A 20,412-nucleotide genomic window follows, 5' to 3' on the forward strand; every position below is an offset into this window, starting at 1 on the left:
CCGAGCTGAATGGTCGTTTCCTGTTTATTGGCGTTGCCTGTACGAAAGCCCAGGTCAAACACCCCGGCATTGGCATTGCCATATTCGGCAGGAAAGGCCGATGTCAGGAAATCGGAATTTTTGAGGATATTCGTATTCAATGCGCTGGCCGATCCGCCGGTTGTCCCCAACGTGGAAAAGTGGTTGGGATTGGGAATATTCAGCCCCTCGATCCGCCAAAGGATACCCGACGGCGAATTACCGTGTACCACGATATCATTCCGGGAATCGTCAGGTGCACTCACGCCGGCAAAGTTCGCCACCAGCCTGGATGGATCGGAACGTCCGCCGGAATAGCGGTTCACTTCCTCCGGGGTAAAGGAGTGGCCGCTAACCGCGGCCAGTTGATTCACTGTTTCATGTTTTTTCGCACCTCCGCGCACAACGACCTCATTAAGTGACTTCGCATTTGCTTCCATACCGATATCAAGAAGTACCTCTTTCCCGGAGGTGATCTCTACGTTAGGCTGGGTATACGGTGCATAGCCGACAACAGAAAAAACGATATCATAACGGCCAGGTGTTACTCCGGTGATACTAAAACGGCCGGCTGCATCTGTCGTTGTTCCCTTGCCGGTTTCGCCGCTGAGGCTAACGGTCACGCCGGGAAGCGTCAATTGGGTCAGTTTGTCGGTAACCGTTCCCCGGATCGTTTGGCTGGTTTGCGCAAAGCCTTTATGCAGTCCGGTCAGCATAAACAGCATCAGCAACAAACTCAATATCTTTTTGGCAACCGTGCTTTTCCCATGTCCTGATGTTACGGCGCCGTAGCGGATCAGGCTCTCTGCCGTGGCCAGGATCGCCTCTTTATTGCTTCGTGGCTGCCAGCCTAAAAGACTTTTTGCCTTATCATTGCTGGCATTCCGGTAACGGCCAAGCTGGGGGACGATATTTCTGGCGACCGGGCTGAACCAGGCGGCGATCCGCACCATCCAGTCAGGCATTATTTTGGTGGAAACCAATTCCGCCGCTTCACCTAAGTTATCTTTAAGCAGTTGGGCGATTTCCGGCAGGCTGATGATGCCGCCGGCCAAAGCCAGGAAACGCTGCCCGCCTGCGGCCGGATGGGTCATTGCCCGGATATGCAGGTCGGCGACATCACGTACATCCACGATACCCAGCGTGATATTGGGGATCCTTTTCAGCGAACCGTCCATGACCTTCTTCAATAATTCAAAACCGCTTGAAAGTTCCGGGCCAAGGGATGGCCCGAAGATCCCCATTGGGTTGATCACCGCAAGTTCCATCCCGCCGTCAGTATTTTGCATGAACTCCCAAGCCGCTGTTTCTGCCAGGACCTTGGATTTATTATAGGCTGATAGGCACGGCTCGTCTGGATCGGTCCAGTCTTTTTCAGTAATGATCGTCGAGGTATCTGCGTGGCTGTAACCCACGGCGCCGAAATTCGACGTCATTACCACCCGTTTAACACCAGCCGCTTTAGCCGCTTTAAGTACACGTAAGGTGCCCTCAACCGCGGGAATAATCATCTCGTTCTCGTCTTTGGGAATGCTTAGTCCGATAGGCGACGCTACATGCAGAACGTAATCGCAGCCATCGGCCGCTTGATCCCAATTGGCATCTTTTTTCAGGTCGGCCTCGGTAAACTCCAGGCAGTCAAAATCAGCAATACCGCCGGTCTTCAGCATATCGATCAAGTCATCTTTCCGGGACATTGACCGGATGGTGGTTTTCACGCGGTAACCCTTTTGCAGCAGTTGCCGGATGCAATGTGCCCCGACAAAGCCGGTGCCGCCGGTTACCAGTACCTTTTCCTTTAAATTTTGCTCTTTCATTGCTAAACATATTTGATAGCACAAAACTCCACGTTATAGAGGTCGGCAGTTTTGTTGAATGGGCATATTTAACTTTGTTGAGAGGACATCGAAATTAACGGGCTAAGGCAGCTTGTTTGTTAGCATAATAATTACTCAGTTTCAATTTATTATAGTAGAGTATTAAATTCAAAATCCCCCTTGCATCCCCGGGGCTCAACTTCTTCCACTATTATCGCTATATACATTGCAGGAACGGTTAAGCGGGGTTGTGCATCTTGGCATTAAGTTCCCATTCCCTGCCGAGAACCCAGGGCAGCCTAAAATCGTCGATAGTGTGCAACTAAGCGCAAACGATGTCACATCCTGACGGCTTATTTCCAAGTCGCGAGTTGAAAAATAATTTTCTTTTTTTTAAGTCTTTTTGAGTGATTTTTAATTCTTATTTCGGCTCAAAAAGCTTCTTTGAAAGCTTTGGTGACAAAGCAATTGACGATGAGTTCATTTTAAATATCAAGCTGATTGCTTCTAAAGAACTTATTTCTTGATTTATATCGGGAAACAGTTGTTGACTTTTTTTGTTAAAATTGTTTCAAAAGTCAACCGTATGAAAACAAGAAAAATCTGGGCTAATTTTAGTGTAAAAGATGCGAAGCGCACCAATCAATTTTATACACAATTGGGTTTTACTCCCAATGGGCCAAACAACTATCCGAAGTTGGCTAGTTTTATTTTTGGTGATGATGATCTTGTGATTCATTTTTTTGAACAGGGTTCAAAAATAGATGAGTATTTAACCCCCGGGTCAAAAACCACCAGCGAAATTATTTTCACACTTTCTGCAGAAACAGAGGCGGAAGTGAATCAATGGGCAGAGAAGGTTAAAAACGCCGGCGGTCATATTTTTCAGGAAGTGGCAAGAGATGAAGCCAATTATTATGGTTTTGCCTTTGCTGATCCCGACGGCCATAAATTTAATGTACTATTGATGGATAATATGTGAACAGACATGGGGTATTTGAGAAAATTACAGTCAGCACTAACATTTGGTAATTAAGACTTAAAAATCTTCTACCCTGAGTTATATAATTTGGTTTGACTTGGCAGCTGATACCCTTAAGCTATACTGTCTGTTGAATGCTTCCTGTCTTACTTTAAAGTAGGCTGCCAGCTGGGTTATTCCTTTGTCCATACATACCTGATGATGTTTTTGTTCTTCGGCTTATACAAATATAATAGTGTTGATAAGTAAACAACCCCCACCATAGGTGGGGGTTGTTTACTATATACCTATTTTAAAACCTTGATCATAAAATCTTTATACTCCACCTTCATTGGCGGCCCAACATGCACCTGTACGCCAATAAGGCCATTTAATTTACGATTAAGAGTATCATTATCAACTACTTCGCTCATGAGTTTGCCGTTTAGGTAATGTTGCAACTTGTTTCCTTTGGCAATAATATGCAGCTCGTTCCAGCCATCGTAGTTAATACTTTTCAGCAACTCTTCTTTTGTGCCCAGCGAGTCGGTTATATGGGGTAGTTTACCTTTATCAATGGTAACTTTCTGCCCACGTAGGGCCAGAAACTGGCGACCGCGTTCTTCATAGTTCTGCCCGGAATAACGGGGATACCCCAGCTTGTATTTATCTTTCCCATCAATATCCTGCTGATAACCTTTCAGGGCATAGGGCAGACTGTCAATCCGTATACTACGGTAATTTACACCGCTGTTACCATTGACCGATATACGATAGTTCACCTTCAGCTCAAAATTGGCAGGCTGACCGCCCTTCCAGATCAGGAAGGTATTAGCTTTTAAAAGTGTTGCAGGAGTAACTTCACCAATAATCTCACCATCTTCAACCCGCCAGTATTTGGGGTCACCCTCCCAGCCGTTCAATGTTTCACCATCAAACATGGGTTTAAAACCCTTATCCGCCTGTGTAATTAATGTAAACGCAGATAATAAAACAAACAGCAAAGCCGTGGGCAGCAAAAATTTATTGGTTTTCATATTCAGGATAATTAGTTAGTGAAAGATGCAAACAAACAACCGAATAACAATCCTGTACAATCCCGTTCCATAATCAGGCCGTTCCAATTACCCTTCAGAAAAATTGGAATTAAATAGAATTATTTTTAACTATACAACTGTAACGTTTACCGCTGCAGGCCCCCCAACCAATAGTAGCGCATAAAACCATTAAACACTAAACCAGGCTATGGATGCAAAACCAGTAAAAATGAATCAAATTCAAAAATCTACATGTTGGATTGCTATTATTTTCATGATATTTTACAGCATTTCATTATATGCTCAAAGTGATTCGGGAGTAATGCATAAAGGTAAATCGCATGTTAAAATCAGCTTAAATGCCTACTCTTTTAACAAACCCCTTATGAATAATAAAGTGAACGGACACGGGGGTATGTCATTATTTGAGTTAATAGACTGGTCGGCAGCACAAGGTTTTGATGCGGTAGATATCACCGGTTATTATTTTCCGGGCTATCCTGCCGTACCCACAGACGAGTTTATTAACCGGGTAAAAAGGCATGCCTTTTTGCAGGGACTTGATATTAGCGGCACCGGGGTAAGAAACGATTTTACCAATCCTGATCCGGCAAAAAGGGCAGCTGATGTAAAACTCGTAAAAGCATGGATTGATGTGGCTGCCAAATTAGGGGCGCCGGTGATCAGGATCTTTTCCGGCCCGGTTCCGGCCGGTTATGAAAACCGGAGGGATGAAGTAACCCGCTATATAGCCGCAAGTATAAAAGAATGTGCTGCCTATGCAGCGCAACGAGGTATTTTGATAGGCATACAAAACCATGGTGATTTTATTAAAACTGCCGATGAAGTAATTAAACTGGTAAAAATGGTTAATTCAGACTGGTTTGGGGTAGTTGTGGACAGCGGCTTTTTCCTTTACGCCGATGTTGAAAAAGCGATGCCTTATGCAGTGAATTTCCAACTTAAAGAAAGTTTCTCCGGACCTACGGGCCCAATAAAAATGGACGTGGTAAAAATAATGAATATCGTTAAACGCTCCGGCTATAAAGGTTACCTGCCTATAGAAACCCTGGAGCCTCCGGGTGCAAATAAAAGCGTAGAAGTCGACAAAGGCGCCAAACCACCTTATGATCCTTATAAAACCATTCCGGTATTTCTTCAGGAAGTGCAGGCTGCCCGGCACCTGGTGTTTAATAACCCGTTTTAGTCAATAAAATTTAACTTGATAGGAAAGCAAACAGCATCAACTAAAGTTGATGCTATTTGCAAAAATCGCTAACCGGTTTATTTATGGATCCTTAGCAGTATGATCGGTGGCTTGATTATCTTTGGTCTTGTAGCTAAGCGGTATCTAAAGTCCTATGAAAAAGACCAATCTATCTTTGGCAGTGCTTCTTTTAGCCTCGCTGTTCATCTTTTTTAAAAAATCTGCTAAATCATCTGTAAAGGGTAACCGGCCAAATATCGTGTTGACTATGGCTGATGATCTTGGATTTTCGGATGTTGGGTGTTACGGATCAGAGATACATAAACCCAATATTGATTACCTGGCTGCTCATGTTATTAAAAAATGATTGCAAATATTCCCACAAACTATCCGTCCTGGCTGGTGTTATTAGATAGTAATCAGCACTCTGTATGAACAATAGACCTACCCAACTAACCGAAGAGGAAAAGAAGCTCTTTGGCGATCTGATGCCGGAAGAACTGGAAGAGATTATACAGACCGGGCTTAACCGTCGTCATTTTATGAAGCTGGTCGGCCTCGCCTCGGCGGGATTGCTGACCGGTTACTTATTAGGCGCTGAACGGGCCTTTGCCCGTGGTGTGGCACTGGGCGAAATTGACGAACTACCTGCTGCGGCTATCGAAAATGGCGTCAACGTTAGTTTTAAAGTGAATTCGGCAACAACCAGGTTGATGGTCGATTCACGCATGACCTTGCTGGATACCCTGCGTGAGCGTTTGGGTCTTACGGGTTCCAAAAAGGGGTGCGACCATGGCCAGTGCGGTGCCTGCACCGTTATTGTTGACGGTAACCGCGTGCTTTCCTGCCTGACATTGGCAGCGACCTGTGAAGGTAAATCCGTTATCACGATCGAAGGCCTGGCGAAAGACAATCAGCTGAACCCGATGCAGGAAGCTTTTTTAAAACATGATGGCTTTCAGTGTGGCTTTTGCACCTCCGGGCAAATTTGTTCAGCGGTAGCCTTAATGAAAGAAGCTAAAGAAGGACAAGCGAGCTATGTGACTGCGAATGTGCGGCAGGCGCAAACTTCCCTGATGCTGAGTAACGAGGAGATCGCCGAGCGCATGTCGGGCAATATCTGCCGCTGCGGGGCATACCCAAACATTGTGGCGGCTATTAAAGAGGCCCAAACCGGTAAAAGTGTGGAACAAATCTGGCTGACGATATGAGACCATTTAAATTTACCCAGGCTGGCAGCGCTCCTGCTGCTATCAGCCTGTTGACCAGTAATGTAAAAGCCAAATTCCTGGCGGGCGGCACTAACCTGCTCGATCTGATGAAGGAAGATGTGGAGCGCCCGGATGAGTTGATAGACTTAGGCAGACTAAACCTGACGACGACCAAACAATTAACAAATGGTAGCATCTCGCTGGGCAGCCTGGGTAAAAACACCGATGCTGCTAACCACCCTCTGGTGCGCAAAAATTTTCCGCTGTTAACCAAGGCCATTTTGGCCGGTGCTTCGGCGCAGATCCGCAATATGGCAACCAATGGTGGCAACCTGTTACAGCGTACCCGTTGCAGTTATTTTTATGATGTAGCCATGCCCTGCAACAAACGCGAACCGGGCACAGGTTGCGCGGCGATGCAGGGGATTAACCGGATGCACGCAATATTCGGCTGGTCGGATACCTGTATAGCGGTCTATCCGTCGGATATGGCAGTGGCGCTTACCGTGCTAGATGCCAATATCAAAGTACTTCAGCCAAATGGTACCGAACGCTTAATTTCTATCAAGGATTTCCATCGACTGCCCGGCGATCAGCCGGAGAAAGATAACATATTAAATCATGGTGAACTGATCACGGCCATAGAGCTCCCTGCAAATGCCTTCGCGGGGCATTCGGCTTATGTGAAAGTGCGCGACCGTAACTCTTATGCCTTTGCACTGGTATCGGTAGCAGCCGGCTTGGTGTTACAGGGTAACCGCATTGTGTCGGCACATTTGGCCATGGGCGGCGTGGCGCATAAACCCTGGCCCTTATTAGAAGCAGAACGATTTTTAAAAGGCAAAACGGCTACTAAAGCCAACTTTAGTTTAGCGGCCCAGGCGGCTATGCGCAGCGCAAAGCCTTTAGCATACAATAAATTTAAAGTAGAGTTAGGCAAGCGCACTATTATCAGCTCGCTGGAATTGGCCTTAAAAGGTGATAGCTATAACGGATAATAATTATGGAAGACAAAAACACCATTGGCAAAGCCATCACCCGTATAGATGGTTTATTGAAAGTGACCGGTAAGGCTAATTATGCCACCGATTATCCGGCAAAAGAAATGGCTTACGCCGTGCTTTTCAAAAGCACCATCGCTGCGGGTCAGATCACTTCGATCAATACCGCCGATGTAAAAAGTCTTCCAGGCGTGCTAACCGTGATCACGCATGAAAACGCGCCCAAACTCAACGTTAAAGGCGGCCTGCGGGGTGGCGCTTTACTGCAGGGCCCCGAAGTTTATTTTTACGGGCAGCATATCGGTATTGTCGTAGCAGAGACCTTTGAACAGGCCACCCACGCGGCGAAAATGGTTAAGGTAACCTATACCCCAAATACAGACGCTAAAATTGATTTTGAAAAACTGGCGCCCGGCGCAGTAGTGCCTAAAGGCGAGGAACTGGCCGACCATAACCGGGGCGATGCAAAAGGGGCCTTCAACAGCGCGGAGGTCAAATTTGAAGGTACCTACCATACACCGATAGAACACCATCACCCCATGGAACCGCATTCGACTGTAGCGGTCTGGGAGGGCGATAAGGTAATTTTATACAATGGCTCGCAGATCATTAACGGGGCGCAGAACTCGGCGGCTGCAACGTTGAATATGAAACCGGAGCAAGTGCGCATCGTTTCTCCATTTATTGGCGGCGGCTTTGGCTCCAAGGGCGGCCAATGGGCTAATCTTGTTCTGGCTGCCGTAGCGGCTAAGGTTGCCAGCCGGCCGGTCAAACTGGCGCTGACGCGGCAACAAATGTTCAACTCGGTGGGTCTTCGCCAGCAAAACTTTCAGAAGATCAGTATCGGCGCTATGCGCGATGGCCGACTGATCAGCCTGGCCCATGAAACCACAACGCATACCGCTATTGAGGATGAATTTATTGAAAGGTGCGGCGAAGGCGCGAAGATCATGTATGATGTCCCCAACTTATTGGTCAAATACCGGGTGGTGCCCATGAATGTCATTTTACCGACTTATACCCGCGGTCCGGGCCACTCTACCGGCAGCTTCGCCTTAGAATCTGCTATGGATGAATTGGCTCATCAACTTGAGATGGACCCGATCGAACTGCGTTTAAAGAACCAGCCGGATAAAGATCCATCAAGTGGTAAACCCTGGTCATCACGGGCTACCATTACATGTTTACAGGAAGGGGCTAAAGCCTTCGGTTGGGAAAAACGTAAAAAGCAGCCCGGTCAAAATAAAGTAGGTAACGACCTGATCGGTTACGGCGTAGCCTGCGGTACCTACCCGGCACGTCAAAGGCCAAGCTCGGCAACGATCAAGTTGACTCGCACGGGCAATACGGTTAACGCAGTAGTAGCTATCGCAGCATCTGACCTGGGGACGGGCACTTTTACTATACTAACGCAAACGGCAGCGGATGGTCTGGGTATGCCGCTGGCCAACGTTACCGTTAAACTTGGCGATTCTGACCTGCCGCCTGCGGCGGGTTCAGTAGGTTCGGTTGGTGCGGCCAGTTTTGCCAACGCCGTTAATGATGCCTGCGAAAAGATCACCAATGAATTGGTCTACAAATCGGGTAAACAGTTTTTTGTGCGCCCTACGGCTTACCAATTGATGCAGTCGGAACAGGTTACTGAATTCGAGACCCGTGCCGATGCCAAAGCACCGGCTAATGCAGGCGAATATTCCTCGCATAGCTTTAACGCGAATTTTGCCGAAGTACGGGTGAACAGCTTAACGGGTATGGTGAAAGTAACCCGATTTTTGGCAGTGGTCGGTGCCGGTAAAATATTGAACCCTAAAACTGCCCGCTCGCAAATCATTGGCGGAAACACCTGGGGCATTGGTATGGCGCTGAGTGAGGAATCATTGATCGATCCACGCTGGGGTAATTTCGCAACCCGGTCATTTGCCGATTACCATGTGCCGTCCAATATGGATATTGGCCAGATGGACGCGATGTTCGTAAACGAAAAAGATAGTATCGTGAATAAAATGGGAATTAAAGGGATAGGTGAAGTGGGCATCGTTGGCGTAGCGGCTGCTGTTGCCAATGCGATCTTTAATGCTACGGGCAAACGGGTACGGGATGTACCGATCACGCCTGATAAATTATTATAAGTTGATCCAACAGACCGTTTAGTGGCTATTCATCCTTCGCGTTCTTCGTCTTGATGTCCACAGTCATGCCCACTGTTACATAATACACCAACAAAATTACTTTTAATGAAGATGAGATTTCCGTAATTTCTAAAAAAATAAACGGGGGGCATTTTTATGCCACCCATCTATTTTTATTTGGTTATTGTTCTCAAATTTTCTGTTCATCCACACATCTATTCCGGCGCAACAAATCCGGCTGTGGAATGTGCTGGATCCATACCTGTGCCCAATGCAGATTTAAGATTTTTTGCCGTAACTTCATAACTATTTTCCGCTTCAAGTTTTACTGAGAGTTCCACAACGAAATCCTTTTCCGTGCTGCGTTTGGCTTCAAGCACTTTTACGTCGGGCGAGAAAATATAGTTCGAAACCTTGTCTGCTGTAGAAGGGTCAATCGCCACGTTAAAAATAAGCTCCACCTTATCGAGGGTGAGCGCCTGTGCAACTTGTAACTGGATTAGCTTTGGAGGCGTACCGCCGGCACAAGGGGGCAGGCCGCCACCAAAAGGAGCTGACTGGATAACAAGCTCACGGCAATCAATGGACGGATCTGTGAGCGGATTGGTACCGCCCCAGTTGTCCTTATCAATAAGTTTGAAGAGCGCCATCCACTGAAGGATGCTGGCGTTAATATAGCCGAATGCGGGGTCGCCGAGCCAAAGCATACTGGTAACCTTACCGAATGCAAAACGATCAGCTTGTCCCACTGCGGAATATCCGCCTGAAATTTTAGGTTCACCGCCGTAAAAACAGCCCACACCATGGGCCATGGCCATCAGGAGCCCTTCAAAGTTAAAATCGATTAGTCTTGCCAGCCCGCCTGAAACCTGCACAATCTTTTTCCCATAGGCTTCAAAGGCATACACGTTTGGCAGCACGTCAAATACGTCAAGGTAAAATACTATGTCTTTATAGAAACCACTGAGCTGTGCACTTGCAATGTCAAAGAAATATTTAGGCGTAGGATCCGAGAACGGAACCTGCCGGCCATTTTTGAGGATATCCTCGGCTTGTTTTTGTGTAAGCAGCGCCTGCGCACCATGCGGAACGACTGAGGTAATACGGCTATAAGTTTTAAAACTACCGCTACCAAGCTTTTTGGAAACCTCACCATCTCCTTTGGTCTGCTTGTGAACAAACTCAAAATGGGTATTAGAAGGCTTGGCCAAATTACTTATCCCGCTCACAGCCGTGTCATAAGCTTTAGTCCCTATTAAAGGATGGACATTTTCAGGATCATTTTTCAGAGAGTTTGGCAGGCTCCCGAATTTTATCTGCATATCAAAATCCCCTGCCACTACGCCACCCGTCAGGATAAGGTGCCCATCCGGAGAGTCTTTCCACAGGTTGGCTGTCGCGATATGATGCACGGCCCCGGTATAGGTGCCAAGGCTCGCAGACCGTATTTCAACCGGCTTGCCATCTTTATCAACCAATTCCATGCCGGGAGTAAGTTTACCGGCGGTCGTGAATTTTCCATTGGATAGCAGAAAAGGCTGTTCCTGTGTACAGATCAGGTCTTTTGCTACGTTATTTCCAAAGCCGATGTAAACCATAAAAGCCTGGGGGCCGTCGCCGGTACCCATACTGAATTTAACCAAGGATTCTGACCAATCGGTCTCATCTACGCCGCGGGTGAGCACTTTGGCGCCCACTGGAATAGTGTAGATCTCTGCGTAGCCGCCAGGTACGGCCACCAGCGTATCCTTGGCAAAACATGCGCAGCAGCACCAGCACCAGCTCTGTTGCCAGTTCTTGTCCTGAGAAATCAATTTGTTGCACTCTGCAAAATAGGTTGCAGGTGGAAAATATCTGAACTGGTTCGTTACAGGGTTCCAGCAGGTAGAAACCTTCACCTGGAAATAAATAATTCCGGCTTCTACACACTCATCGTGATAGTCGCCGTCTACACCGGTGAGCGTATCACAGTGGTAGGGTAATCCCAGCTCATCGCAGGGTAGCCGCCCTTTATCCTTAATTCTTTGTAAGCAAACATTTGGATCGTATCCCATGATTTTTGTTTTTAGTGATGAATTATTGAAGTTTAGATCGTCTAAATTTTTATTGTTGCATTTTCTCCATCTTTGCTCAGAGACAAATGTCAATCGGGAGAGCGTTTATTCCGTTAAATATTGCTCCTCCCATCGGTTTAAATCGGTTTTAAACGGATGCAGGTCTGGGCAGGTATCCGTACCCCTCCTCGCCTTCACTTTTACCACACAGCCACATTTTCCGCAAACAGATTTATTATTCATTGCGCCGGCAATGCTGTAAAGGGCATTTTGATTTGAAGATGGCACCCGCAGATTGGGACAAACGTTACAAGCGTTAATCCTACGCTCGTAGGTTTCATTTGACACCGTAGAAAAACCGGTACCTGCCCATTTCAGCAGCGACCGAGCTGCTCGTTTCACAAGGGTAGCTGCCGGAATGTCGCTCCCCTCCTTTTCTGCAACGGGAGGTGGATGGTCAAGCAAATAAGTAAGGTACTCTGTCTCATTTCGCACCACCAGGAGATTGTGCGCGTAGTTCGGATCTGCCAGTGCGGTACGGAGCGTTCTCTCCGGCACGGGCTCATCCAGGCCCAGGATCGCTGCCATCTCGATGCATTGTTCCTGAAGCTTTCGTTCATTCGCGTTTTCGTTCATATCTAAATCTGAAATAAATTTTTTTATATCTGTTATTAATACAACTTGGCATTATACAGCCCGATCAATTGCACATTCAGGAGTTTTTTTCCATCAATATGTCCATCCTTCAAAATAGTTTTAATAGCATCGCTATTGAGGTCGAACTCCAGCTTCCAGCTTGTGGGAAGTTTTTTTGCATCCCAGGTAATGCTGCTAATTATCCCCTGGCCTTTATTCAATGGAGGGGTACCGGTAGTAGTACTGTCTGCCACCAGCTTCAGAAATGTCGATCCATCCATTACGGTAACCCCTTCGCCGAGCTCGAGCTGCAGGATAATGGTGTAATAGTTAAAGCTGTTGAAAAACCCCATCTGTGTCGGATCAATTTTAAGCGTGAGCGTTTGTACGGCGGCATTTTCTGTATCCATAAGGAATGCAACCCACGCGCTGCTTTGCATATTGCCATTTACGAGGATGCCACCACTTAAGGGGTATTTCGCCAGTTCGGCCTTAACATCAGTTTCCAGTTTCCCGTCAAAAAAGGCTGTATATTTCAACGTGATGATCACATCAGACAACTGGTTGAAGTCGAAACGGTTGGTCTCCTTAGGCATACTGAGCTCCCAGTCTGAAACTGCACCGGTATTTTCAAAGGGAAGGTAGCGGGGGTCCTGGAAATCCATAACGAACATTCCTGAATCATCCACGCCTTTTGAAAGGGCGATGCTTTGGTTTACACCCCAATCTTCGCGAAGGCCGGTGGATGGTTTGGGATTTTGGCTGCTCAGCAGATATTTTACGGCCGCAATCGCATTGCCATCCGTTACCACATAATTCTTGGTTTGTTTCAGGATGGCTTTCACATCCTGGTATGGCCCGAGCACCGCAGGAATTGAAACAGAGATCGTCTTGATCTTGCGGGAGTACTGTCCCGGATAGTCATAATCAAACAGCGCTTCAGTAAACTGGAATGAGCACTTGCCTGTATTGATAAGGCTAAGCAAGGCGTTAGGCGCAAGCATCGAAAGCGGGATTGTCTTTACTATATCCAGTGTCCGTACATCGCCCGCCCTGAATGCGCTGTCCATGCGGTTCAAGGCCAGCCTCAAACCTTCTCCCGCTGTCAGCCCTTTATGCAAGCTGTCCCAGTAGTCAAATGAAAGAAAACGCTGTGTGCTGTTCAATTCATATTGGAAGGATGCTTCGGCCTGCCGGGCTGCTTCAAGGGCCAGCGCGTAAGTTTGGAAGTAGGTACCGCTGAGGCTGCCGATCATCCATTGGTATAATTCCTGGTTGGTGAACTTGTCCTTGAGATAGCTTTCCACTACCTTATTCTGTTCGATAGTTTTGAGGTGGATTGTCAGGTCTTGCTGTGCCGAGGCGAGTTGATAGTTTGTGGCGTCGATCTGTTGCTGAATATTCTGCGAATCGTATACCGCCTGCTGTTTTTGCAGCCCCCATTCCTGACCGCGGCGTTCATATCCCCCCATAGTGGCAGACTGCTGTGAGACAAAGGCGCTTACGGTCGCCCCGATTTCAAACGCGCCTGAAGCGGCATTCACTGCGGAGCCAACCTGTATTCCGCCATAGGTCATCGCGAACGGTGAACCTACCTGAGGTATCGCAAATCCTATGGAGGCAGCAGTCTTGCTGATCCCCGCCAGGATGTTGAACGCCAGCCCGGCTGCAGCAGCATCCAGACTGGTCTTTTCAAAACCGCTTAATCCTGCGTCAATCAGCTCTGTGTAATAGGTCAGCCTGTTATTGGCCGATGCAAGGGAGCTGTTTAGCCCTGCAATTGTTGCCTTTAATTCAGATATCCGGTCCTCCTTTATCGTGGTAGTCATATCCAGTATCTGCCCTTGCTGATTTGCCTGCAACGCTGAAAGGGCTTCGGCATCATTCTTTTCCAGTGCGGCTAACAAGGCGCTGCCCAGTTCAATAAGGGTGCTACACAACATGGCAGATACGCTGCTGATAGATGTGTAGCGATAAGGCGAGATCTTTGGCTTTGAATCGGTGAGCATTTGTATGTTATTGCCCGCTTTAGCCGCTTTGATAAGGTCAAGCGGGTTAAGCGGCGGCTCGAAGAGCGGCAGTTGCCTGAATATGCCATTGATGTTGAGGGAGTGGTTTATCTTATACATGCGGTCTTCTACCAGGTCCCAGCGTCTCATCAGGTCGGCGTTTTCCGGCACACAGAAATAGACGTTCAGATCGTTAAAGGCATGGCCGAGCATCGGAGTGTGCGAACCGGTGCCTGATCCGGTAAAGTGCTCCAGCTCGATCAGGAACTGCGGGATGCCGTTTGGATACTTCGCTGCAATCTGGTTGAAAGTCAACACAACATTTTCTCCGGGGCAAACCCCCACCTCCTGCGGACGCGGGCCAAGCAGATTGTACGCATAAACATAGATCATATAAGCCGCCGTGATGGATTCCCAGGTATCCTCAGTGAAAAGGTTATCGCCCCAGGCCACCAGGTTATCTATGTACTGTATCAAAGTTGCTTTTTCAAATGCACCTATCCTCAGCCGTGCTATCGCAAAGGGGTCGAAAGGATCATCATTGTAAACCCGCATCGCCGGATTTTTATCAGACAGCATTTCCTGCAGGCTTTCCAGGTTGTGGGTGCGGAATGGCCTGAATTGCCAGTAATGCCCTGACGGTGCATTCAATTGATAATTCAGCAGGATGTTACGGACCATTGTTATCTGGTCATCAGTAAGGCTCGGATCAGCAACTTTCAGAAAAGCCAGGTCAGTGGTGGCTTTGAACCCGGGGTTTACTTCACCAATTGCATTCAAAATGGGTGCAGGCGGGTCGCCTATATTATGGGTTTTCAAACTGCTCACAATGCCGGTGGCTTGTTGTATAAATATCTTCCCTTCTGAATCCCGCACAATGGCCTCCGGTGTAACATATTCCTCCCGGATAGTAGGATTGAATATATATTGGTGCCAGGTTGTAGCGTCAGGGAATTTCTGGTTGATCTTTAGCGTGTATGACACCAGCATGGGGATATGATAAAAGATCTCCCAATAGTATTGACCATAAAGTCCATCGAAATCCACTTGTGTTGCATCCAGCGCCGATGGCCATACAAGGTTGGTTACCGAGGGTTTAAACCTGTCGAACGGAAGCACAGGAACAACCGGTATCTGCTGCGTTTTCAGACTAAGCAGTTCGTCTACCCCGTTTACGAACAGCGCACGACTGATCTTGTTGATGGCGCCGGTGGAAAGACGTACCACATCAAATACAAATTCGGCAGTTGTAGTATTATCCTTTGCGTCGCCGTCGTTATTGTAAGTAAGCTGGACCGCCTTCGGACAAGCAGCCAATATCTTATAAACCGAGGCTATTTGTGATTGCGAAACTTTATTAGCACTTAACAGGTTGCCCAGTGAGGTCATTACGTTCCGGCCTGTAAGCAGCGTATCATCAATCCTTCCAACCGGATCAATGATGCTGAATTTCATCAATGCCTTGAATATATCTTCCGAAACAGGTTCGCTTACCCCTACAGGAACAAAATCCTGCTTAAAAATAATCGCTGCGTTATTGAACGCGCGGTACACGTAGCCAATTTGCACATCCGTCATTTCCTCCAAATCCACAAAAAACTCCAGGGTGCTGTAAAAATTCTGCCACGTCGCCTCCATCGTCGGCCTTCCGTTAGATATCAGGCTAAACTTTATCAGGCGGTCATATACTTTTTTAGATAACGCTACACTAATGCCTTCCTCTTTTTCAACAGGATCGTAAACCTTGTATTTCATGATGGCAAATGCCTGCGTTAGCAGCGGGGCGCCAATACGCAGGCCAAGCGCAAAAGTGCTGAACGCAGTTTTCTCTATCGATTTGGGTTTAGGGGTCAGCAGGAATATTTCATCACTAACGGTAAACATAAACCAACCGGGCTGCGTTGCAACTGGCACAATATTACTGCCCTTGACTTGGCTGAACAGGGGTGTCGCCTCCATATGATTGAAAAGCACCTGCAGGACAGCGGAGAATTGCACTGGCCCAAAAGAATCATAGGCGGTGATACCCTCCAATGACTTATACAGGTCAAGCGTAACCATGGCAGGCAGGCTTACCAACCCGTTTGCGTCAATTACCTGTGCAGTTTTCAGTGCAGTAAATATTTGGGTACTGAGGTCTGAATTGATACCGGTAGCGATAAAGGAATCCCCGTCCAGCTGGGTGGCCTGACTGGTGGAATCAAGGCTACTGGCCATTTGAGCTTTACGGTTACAGCTAATGGCTTCCGCACAACGGGCAATTTGCATCACTTCGCCCGAGCTTTGCAGCTCTGCCTGGATATTGGATAAAGGCCCGTTAGCCAGGTAAGGATCGTTCATTATAAATTCTTCGTGCTGAACCAGTACATCATGCTCAAGGCTTGCATTGATCATGCGTACCTTCATTAATGGCAGATAGCCGGTGTTTTGCCCTACGATCATCCGGTTGTGATCTTCTGCCCTGACATGCAGGTTGGCCCAAAAGGCTGCTGCATTGGGATCGGTTGTTGGAGATGAGACCTCTGCATCCACTATCGATCCTGTGTTCGCTATGTTCGGTCCGTACATTACAACCAACCGTTCTGAACCTGCCTTATAAGATGGCGGGGTAACGTAGTTGTCGGCATTTACGCTAAAGGCAAATACTTTATTCCAATCCGGATCATCCAGGTTGAAGTCTCCTTCAAAAATAGGCGAGTTCTTCAGGTTGATCTTCCGGCTGTCATCCGCATTAAAATAAATCGTTTCCTGATCAACAAGTATTTGGGGCTGTACCCACTCGCCATCCTGGTTCAGGAAGGAATATTTCAGCGTCGCCGTATACACAAGGCTGTTATTCGTAGTTACTTCCCCTTGTGTGCCAGAAACTGAAGAGCTGTTGTTCTTTGTGATTTCGGCCCAAAAGATGAATGGACGATTGAATGCATAGATTAAACTGCAATTAGGAGAATTAATGGTAAGGTCTATTTTTTCCCAGGGAGTCCATGGCATAAATTCCGGCTGCTCACAATAGTAATAGACATAAGGGCCGGTTTTGGTGCGTGACAGCAGGTAGATCGTGTCCCTGTTTTCAATTCGACTGCGGTAGGCGTCCACCGGCTTCAACTCCGCTACGACCGAAAAACCGTTGATATAGCTGCTGAAAGCCGAGCCTACATATGCCTTGGTGATATCGCCCTGTTGCAGGGTTTTGGACAGAGCCGCAAACTGGGGCGTTACATTTTTGCGAAGCGTAGGGATGAGATAATTCTCCGGGTAAACAAATATCTGGCGGTTGGCTTCCCAAACCCTGTAATTCATCATCCACTCCCACCAGGGCTCCAGTATGTTGCTCATATCAAGTACCCCGGGCTCAAGCCTTAGCCGGCAGCGCTGGAGATAAGTCTGGCAGGCATTCAACGCCTCTTTTACATATGAGATGCTCGTTTCGGGGCCCATTTCTACATCCGTGAGCAGAAACTCATACACGTTGCGTACTGCCGTGATATCTTTATAATCTGAATTAAGCTCGGCCAGCACAAGGGGTAACAAAGCGTCGCGCAGATGCAGCGCGAGGTCGCCTGAAAGTGTTGCCCATACGCCGGGCCACCCCTGCCCATATAACCCCGCGATTTTATCAATGAGCTGCCCGCATGTCTTCTTATATAATTCCCAGTTCCCGGTTGCCGGTTTTGCGGCCAGCGTCACAAGGTTGTCAATTAATTCGGGGTTCGCCCCCAACTTGTCCATCAGCGTAATGCAGACCTGCAGGTCCTGTAGCTTTTGGCATATAATCGTATCTGCTTTTAGCGGCCCTATTAGCAGGCTTTCCACATCGCGAGGTAACCAGCCTGTGGCATTTTGCAGCGCATTCAGCTGATCTTCCAGAGGGGCATTTTCTGAAGCCCGTGCGATGTAAACCAACAGGTTTTGTTGGAAGTCGCCATAAGCCTTCATCATAACCTGCACCATGCTTATCCATTGAACAGACTGTAAACCTATGCTGTCAAACTTATCAGGCAGGCCATAAGCCCCCGGGTATCCGGCTATACCTGCCACCATCCCGGCAGGCAGGGCAATATCATCTGATAGCGCGATCCAGCGGGATACCCATTTTAACACATCGCGTACATATGGTCCGTATTTCGGTGTCTTACCATCTGTATCGGCTGTCATAAATCCATCTTCCCATGTAGTTACACCGGTGGGTTTTGTTACTGCCGCCACGGCCATTTCACGTACCGCGGTGATACGCGGCACATCGGCGCCAAAAAGGATGGCTATCTGGGCGGTTATGTCGCTGCCTGTTTCTGGGGTACCAGGCTTCACGTTCACCCATAAGGTGCGCAGCCATTCATCCACCCGGTCGGGCTGATAACGTGGATTCACATACACCGTCAGATTGCCGTTTATAATGTAATCCATGTGATAAGGATTGACGCCTTGGTCATCCATCCAGCGTGCGGTTTTAACCAGCTTGTTAAGCTCGGCAGCGCTGGGCCACTGAGGATCGGCCGGCTTCATGATCTGTAAAAAGAGGACATATGCCTCCATTCCCATCCGCAGGCTGCGGCTGAGCAAGGCGTGACGGTATAGTACGGAAAGTACATCCACCGTCAAGTCCTTTTCCGTCGTTCCATAAAGATATTTTCCAAGTGTGTTTGCATCGTTGAGAGTCATGCCGAGACCAGGCAAAACCCGGTTGATAGATGCGGTGTTATCTTCTTCGGGTTTTTCCGGCGTCCATTTCAGCGGTGTAATGGTATAAAGCGAGTTCAACGGGTTCCCCGAGGGGCGGTAAGCAGGTTTAGATGCAACTACACCCGCAGAATTGAAAAGTGTATCAAAAGCTGAGCCGCTCCCGTTTATTACTTTGCCATATGTTTTGATTGGCCCAAGCATCATAGAAGCCGTGGCCAAGTCCATATCCAGGAGCTCGGCGCTTTCCAGCAATTGACTAAGTTCAGCAATTGCGGTATCGTCTAATAAAGGATTGGCGCCTTTTTTTATGCAGCGCAAGGCCCAATCGGTATCAATTACCGTTTGCCCGATGGCAGCAGCTAACCGCTTGATCCTGTTTATCTGGTCCAGTGGCACCACATCCAGGTTGGTCAGTACATAAGGTCCATCGTTTACGGGCTGTTCAATCTTGACCCATTCGCCATTAAGCCCTTCGTTAATATAAAAATGCTTCTGCAATCCGGCTGCCTTTTCCGCATCATTCAGGTCCTGGTCTAATAGCTTCAACAGATCCGCAAAGTTTATCCAGGTCTTCTGTATAAATGTATCCGCATCTTTAAGCTTGGTGATGTCTGTTACATTATAAAACGGAGCGATCTCGGCAGCAGTTTGGAGTTGGGTGATGACAATTTTTTGCTGTTCGGGAGAAAGCGTGAGCCCGCGCGCGTATGAAATTGCGTCAGGCTGCTTCCACGCCAGCAGAATATCGCCGTAGGGCGCTTCGACCTTGTTAAGCAACACATTGATCTGGTCCAGCGGATAATTGAAAGGTAACTGCATCGGGTAGATCAGCGTGGTGGCCATTGCTTCTATAACCTGGTCGGGCGTAGTTTTTTCAAGATAATCCTGGGCATAAGCGGTCAGCCTTTCGTTCACAATCTGAAGATAAGGAACCAGGTCGTTGGTTTTGGCGCAGCTAAGCTCGATCTCCCCGATGTCGGGCCTGCGGGAAGTGAAAAGAAACTCCGGAAGAATGGTGTTCTTATTGGGCTTGGTAACGTATTCTTCAATAATACGCTGCAGATCAACCAGGTAAGCTGCCGCGCCGAAAATAGAACGGCATTCCTTACAATTGCAATAGTCAAGGGTGCCAAAAAGGTCCTGGTAGCTGGGCAGGTTCGAGAAAGTTTTCTCCACATCGGAGCTGACGTTATTCAGTACAGAACCGCGGTATAAAGGAGACGCCACGGTGCCACGAATGGAAGCCCAGAGGTGCATGGATTTGTTGCGGACGCCTGTGGCGCGCTTATGGAGATCCTCCGCTTCATGATTTTCCAGGCCCAGCTCGCCGGCAAATTCCTTTACGAATTTTTCCCTCGGTATAATAGCCAAATGATTGGCAGATGTGATGCCTTTACTCATCAGCGTTTGTACTACCCTCCCGCTTGAATGGAGCTTATCCAGCCGCTGCTTTGCCTGCAGGGCTTTCACCGTTGGCGCTTTAGCGTGTGTATCCAGCTTCAATTTTTTCAGCGTGGGCTTGTTGAAAAGGTCCGCTGAGTGGATGTCAAGGTCAGGATTGTCATCTGTGAATGCCTGGGCCAACTTGAATGTTGCCGGTTGATTCGCGTTATTTTCTGAGGCCATGTCGACTTTGTTTATACCGTTTGATT

10 protein-coding genes and 1 pseudogene are annotated in these 20,412 nt (G+C 47.8%); 6 read left to right on the forward strand and 5 right to left on the reverse strand.

Annotated features, from left to right (window positions below; genetic code table 11):
• Positions 1 to 431: 431 nt before the first annotated feature.
• Positions 432 to 1,835 (reverse strand): annotated as a pseudogene (locus tag M2273_RS04215) (NAD-dependent epimerase/dehydratase family protein); the annotation flags it as partial.
• A 586-nt stretch (positions 1,836 to 2,421) separates the two neighbouring features.
• On the opposite strand from M2273_RS04215, the gene M2273_RS04220 reads away from it, so the two are divergent.
• Entirely contained in the window at positions 2,422 to 2,817 is a 396-nt protein-coding gene (locus tag M2273_RS04220; protein WP_429393389.1) for a VOC family protein, read from the forward strand.
• 287 nt (positions 2,818 to 3,104) lie between these two features.
• On the opposite strand, the gene M2273_RS04225 is transcribed toward M2273_RS04220, so the two are convergent.
• Positions 3,105 to 3,833: a 3-keto-disaccharide hydrolase gene (locus tag M2273_RS04225; RefSeq protein WP_429393391.1), complete on the reverse strand. Its 729-nt coding sequence runs from the start codon at positions 3,831 to 3,833 to the stop codon at positions 3,105 to 3,107.
• 385 nt (positions 3,834 to 4,218) lie between these two features.
• Here M2273_RS04225 and M2273_RS04230 point away from each other — a divergent pair, with 385 nt between their 5' ends.
• The 5 genes from M2273_RS04230 to M2273_RS04250 all read left to right on the forward strand — a co-directional run bounded on the left by M2273_RS04230 (position 4,219) and on the right by M2273_RS04250 (position 9,381).
• Positions 4,219 to 5,040, forward strand: a complete 822-nt coding sequence (locus tag M2273_RS04230) for a sugar phosphate isomerase/epimerase family protein (RefSeq protein WP_429393394.1) — start codon at positions 4,219 to 4,221, stop codon at positions 5,038 to 5,040.
• 154 nt (positions 5,041 to 5,194) lie between these two features.
• Entirely contained in the window at positions 5,195 to 5,407 is a 213-nt protein-coding gene (locus M2273_RS04235; RefSeq protein ID WP_429393397.1) for a hypothetical protein, read from the forward strand.
• Positions 5,408 to 5,471: 64 nt separating this feature from the next.
• Positions 5,472 to 6,251, forward strand: a complete 780-nt coding sequence (locus tag M2273_RS04240) for a (2Fe-2S)-binding protein (RefSeq protein WP_429393399.1) — start codon at positions 5,472 to 5,474, stop codon at positions 6,249 to 6,251.
• Positions 6,248 to 7,249 (forward strand): FAD binding domain-containing protein, encoded by a 1,002-nt coding sequence (locus M2273_RS04245; RefSeq protein WP_429393402.1) that lies wholly within the window; start codon positions 6,248 to 6,250, stop codon positions 7,247 to 7,249. Before M2273_RS04240 ends, M2273_RS04245 begins: the two co-directional genes overlap by 4 nt.
• 5 nt (positions 7,250 to 7,254) lie before the next feature.
• Positions 7,255 to 9,381: a xanthine dehydrogenase family protein molybdopterin-binding subunit gene (locus M2273_RS04250; protein WP_429393403.1), complete on the forward strand. Its 2,127-nt coding sequence runs from the start codon at positions 7,255 to 7,257 to the stop codon at positions 9,379 to 9,381.
• A 215-nt stretch (positions 9,382 to 9,596) separates the two neighbouring features.
• On the opposite strand, the gene M2273_RS04255 is transcribed toward M2273_RS04250, so the two are convergent.
• From M2273_RS04255 to M2273_RS04265, 3 genes are all read right to left on the reverse strand, one after another.
• The gene (locus M2273_RS04255; protein WP_429393405.1) at positions 9,597 to 11,120 is read right to left on the reverse strand and encodes a hypothetical protein; all 1,524 of its coding nucleotides are present in this window, start codon (positions 11,118 to 11,120) and stop codon (positions 9,597 to 9,599) included.
• A gap of 420 nt (positions 11,121 to 11,540) precedes the next feature.
• Entirely contained in the window at positions 11,541 to 12,071 is a 531-nt protein-coding gene (locus tag M2273_RS04260) for a hypothetical protein (protein ID WP_429393408.1), read from the reverse strand.
• A gap of 35 nt (positions 12,072 to 12,106) precedes the next feature.
• Positions 12,107 to 20,386, reverse strand: coding sequence for a neuraminidase-like domain-containing protein (locus tag M2273_RS04265; protein WP_429393410.1), 8,280 nt, complete (start codon positions 20,384 to 20,386; stop codon positions 12,107 to 12,109).
• Positions 20,387 to 20,412 lie beyond the last annotated feature (26 nt).

Origin of the sequence: Mucilaginibacter lappiensis (assembly GCF_050433765.1) — a bacterium.
GTDB lineage: Bacteria > Bacteroidota > Bacteroidia > Sphingobacteriales > Sphingobacteriaceae > Mucilaginibacter > Mucilaginibacter lappiensis_A.

Coding starts and splice junctions, on each gene's coding strand:
- M2273_RS04235 (WP_429393397.1), top strand. CDS start 5,195: ATGAAAAAGACCAATCTATCTTTGGCAGTGCTTCTTTTAGCCTCGCTG.
- M2273_RS04240 (WP_429393399.1), top strand. CDS start 5,472: ATGAACAATAGACCTACCCAACTAACCGAAGAGGAAAAGAAGCTCTTT.
- M2273_RS04250 (WP_429393403.1), top strand. CDS start 7,255: ATGGAAGACAAAAACACCATTGGCAAAGCCATCACCCGTATAGATGGT.
- M2273_RS04245 (WP_429393402.1), top strand. CDS start 6,248: ATGAGACCATTTAAATTTACCCAGGCTGGCAGCGCTCCTGCTGCTATC.
- M2273_RS04220 (WP_429393389.1), top strand. CDS start 2,422: ATGAAAACAAGAAAAATCTGGGCTAATTTTAGTGTAAAAGATGCGAAG.
- M2273_RS04260 (WP_429393408.1), bottom strand. CDS start 12,071: ATGAACGAAAACGCGAATGAACGAAAGCTTCAGGAACAATGCATCGAG.
- M2273_RS04265 (WP_429393410.1), bottom strand. CDS start 20,386: ATGGCCTCAGAAAATAACGCGAATCAACCGGCAACATTCAAGTTGGCC.
- M2273_RS04230 (WP_429393394.1), top strand. CDS start 4,219: ATGAATAATAAAGTGAACGGACACGGGGGTATGTCATTATTTGAGTTA.
- M2273_RS04225 (WP_429393391.1), bottom strand. CDS start 3,833: ATGAAAACCAATAAATTTTTGCTGCCCACGGCTTTGCTGTTTGTTTTA.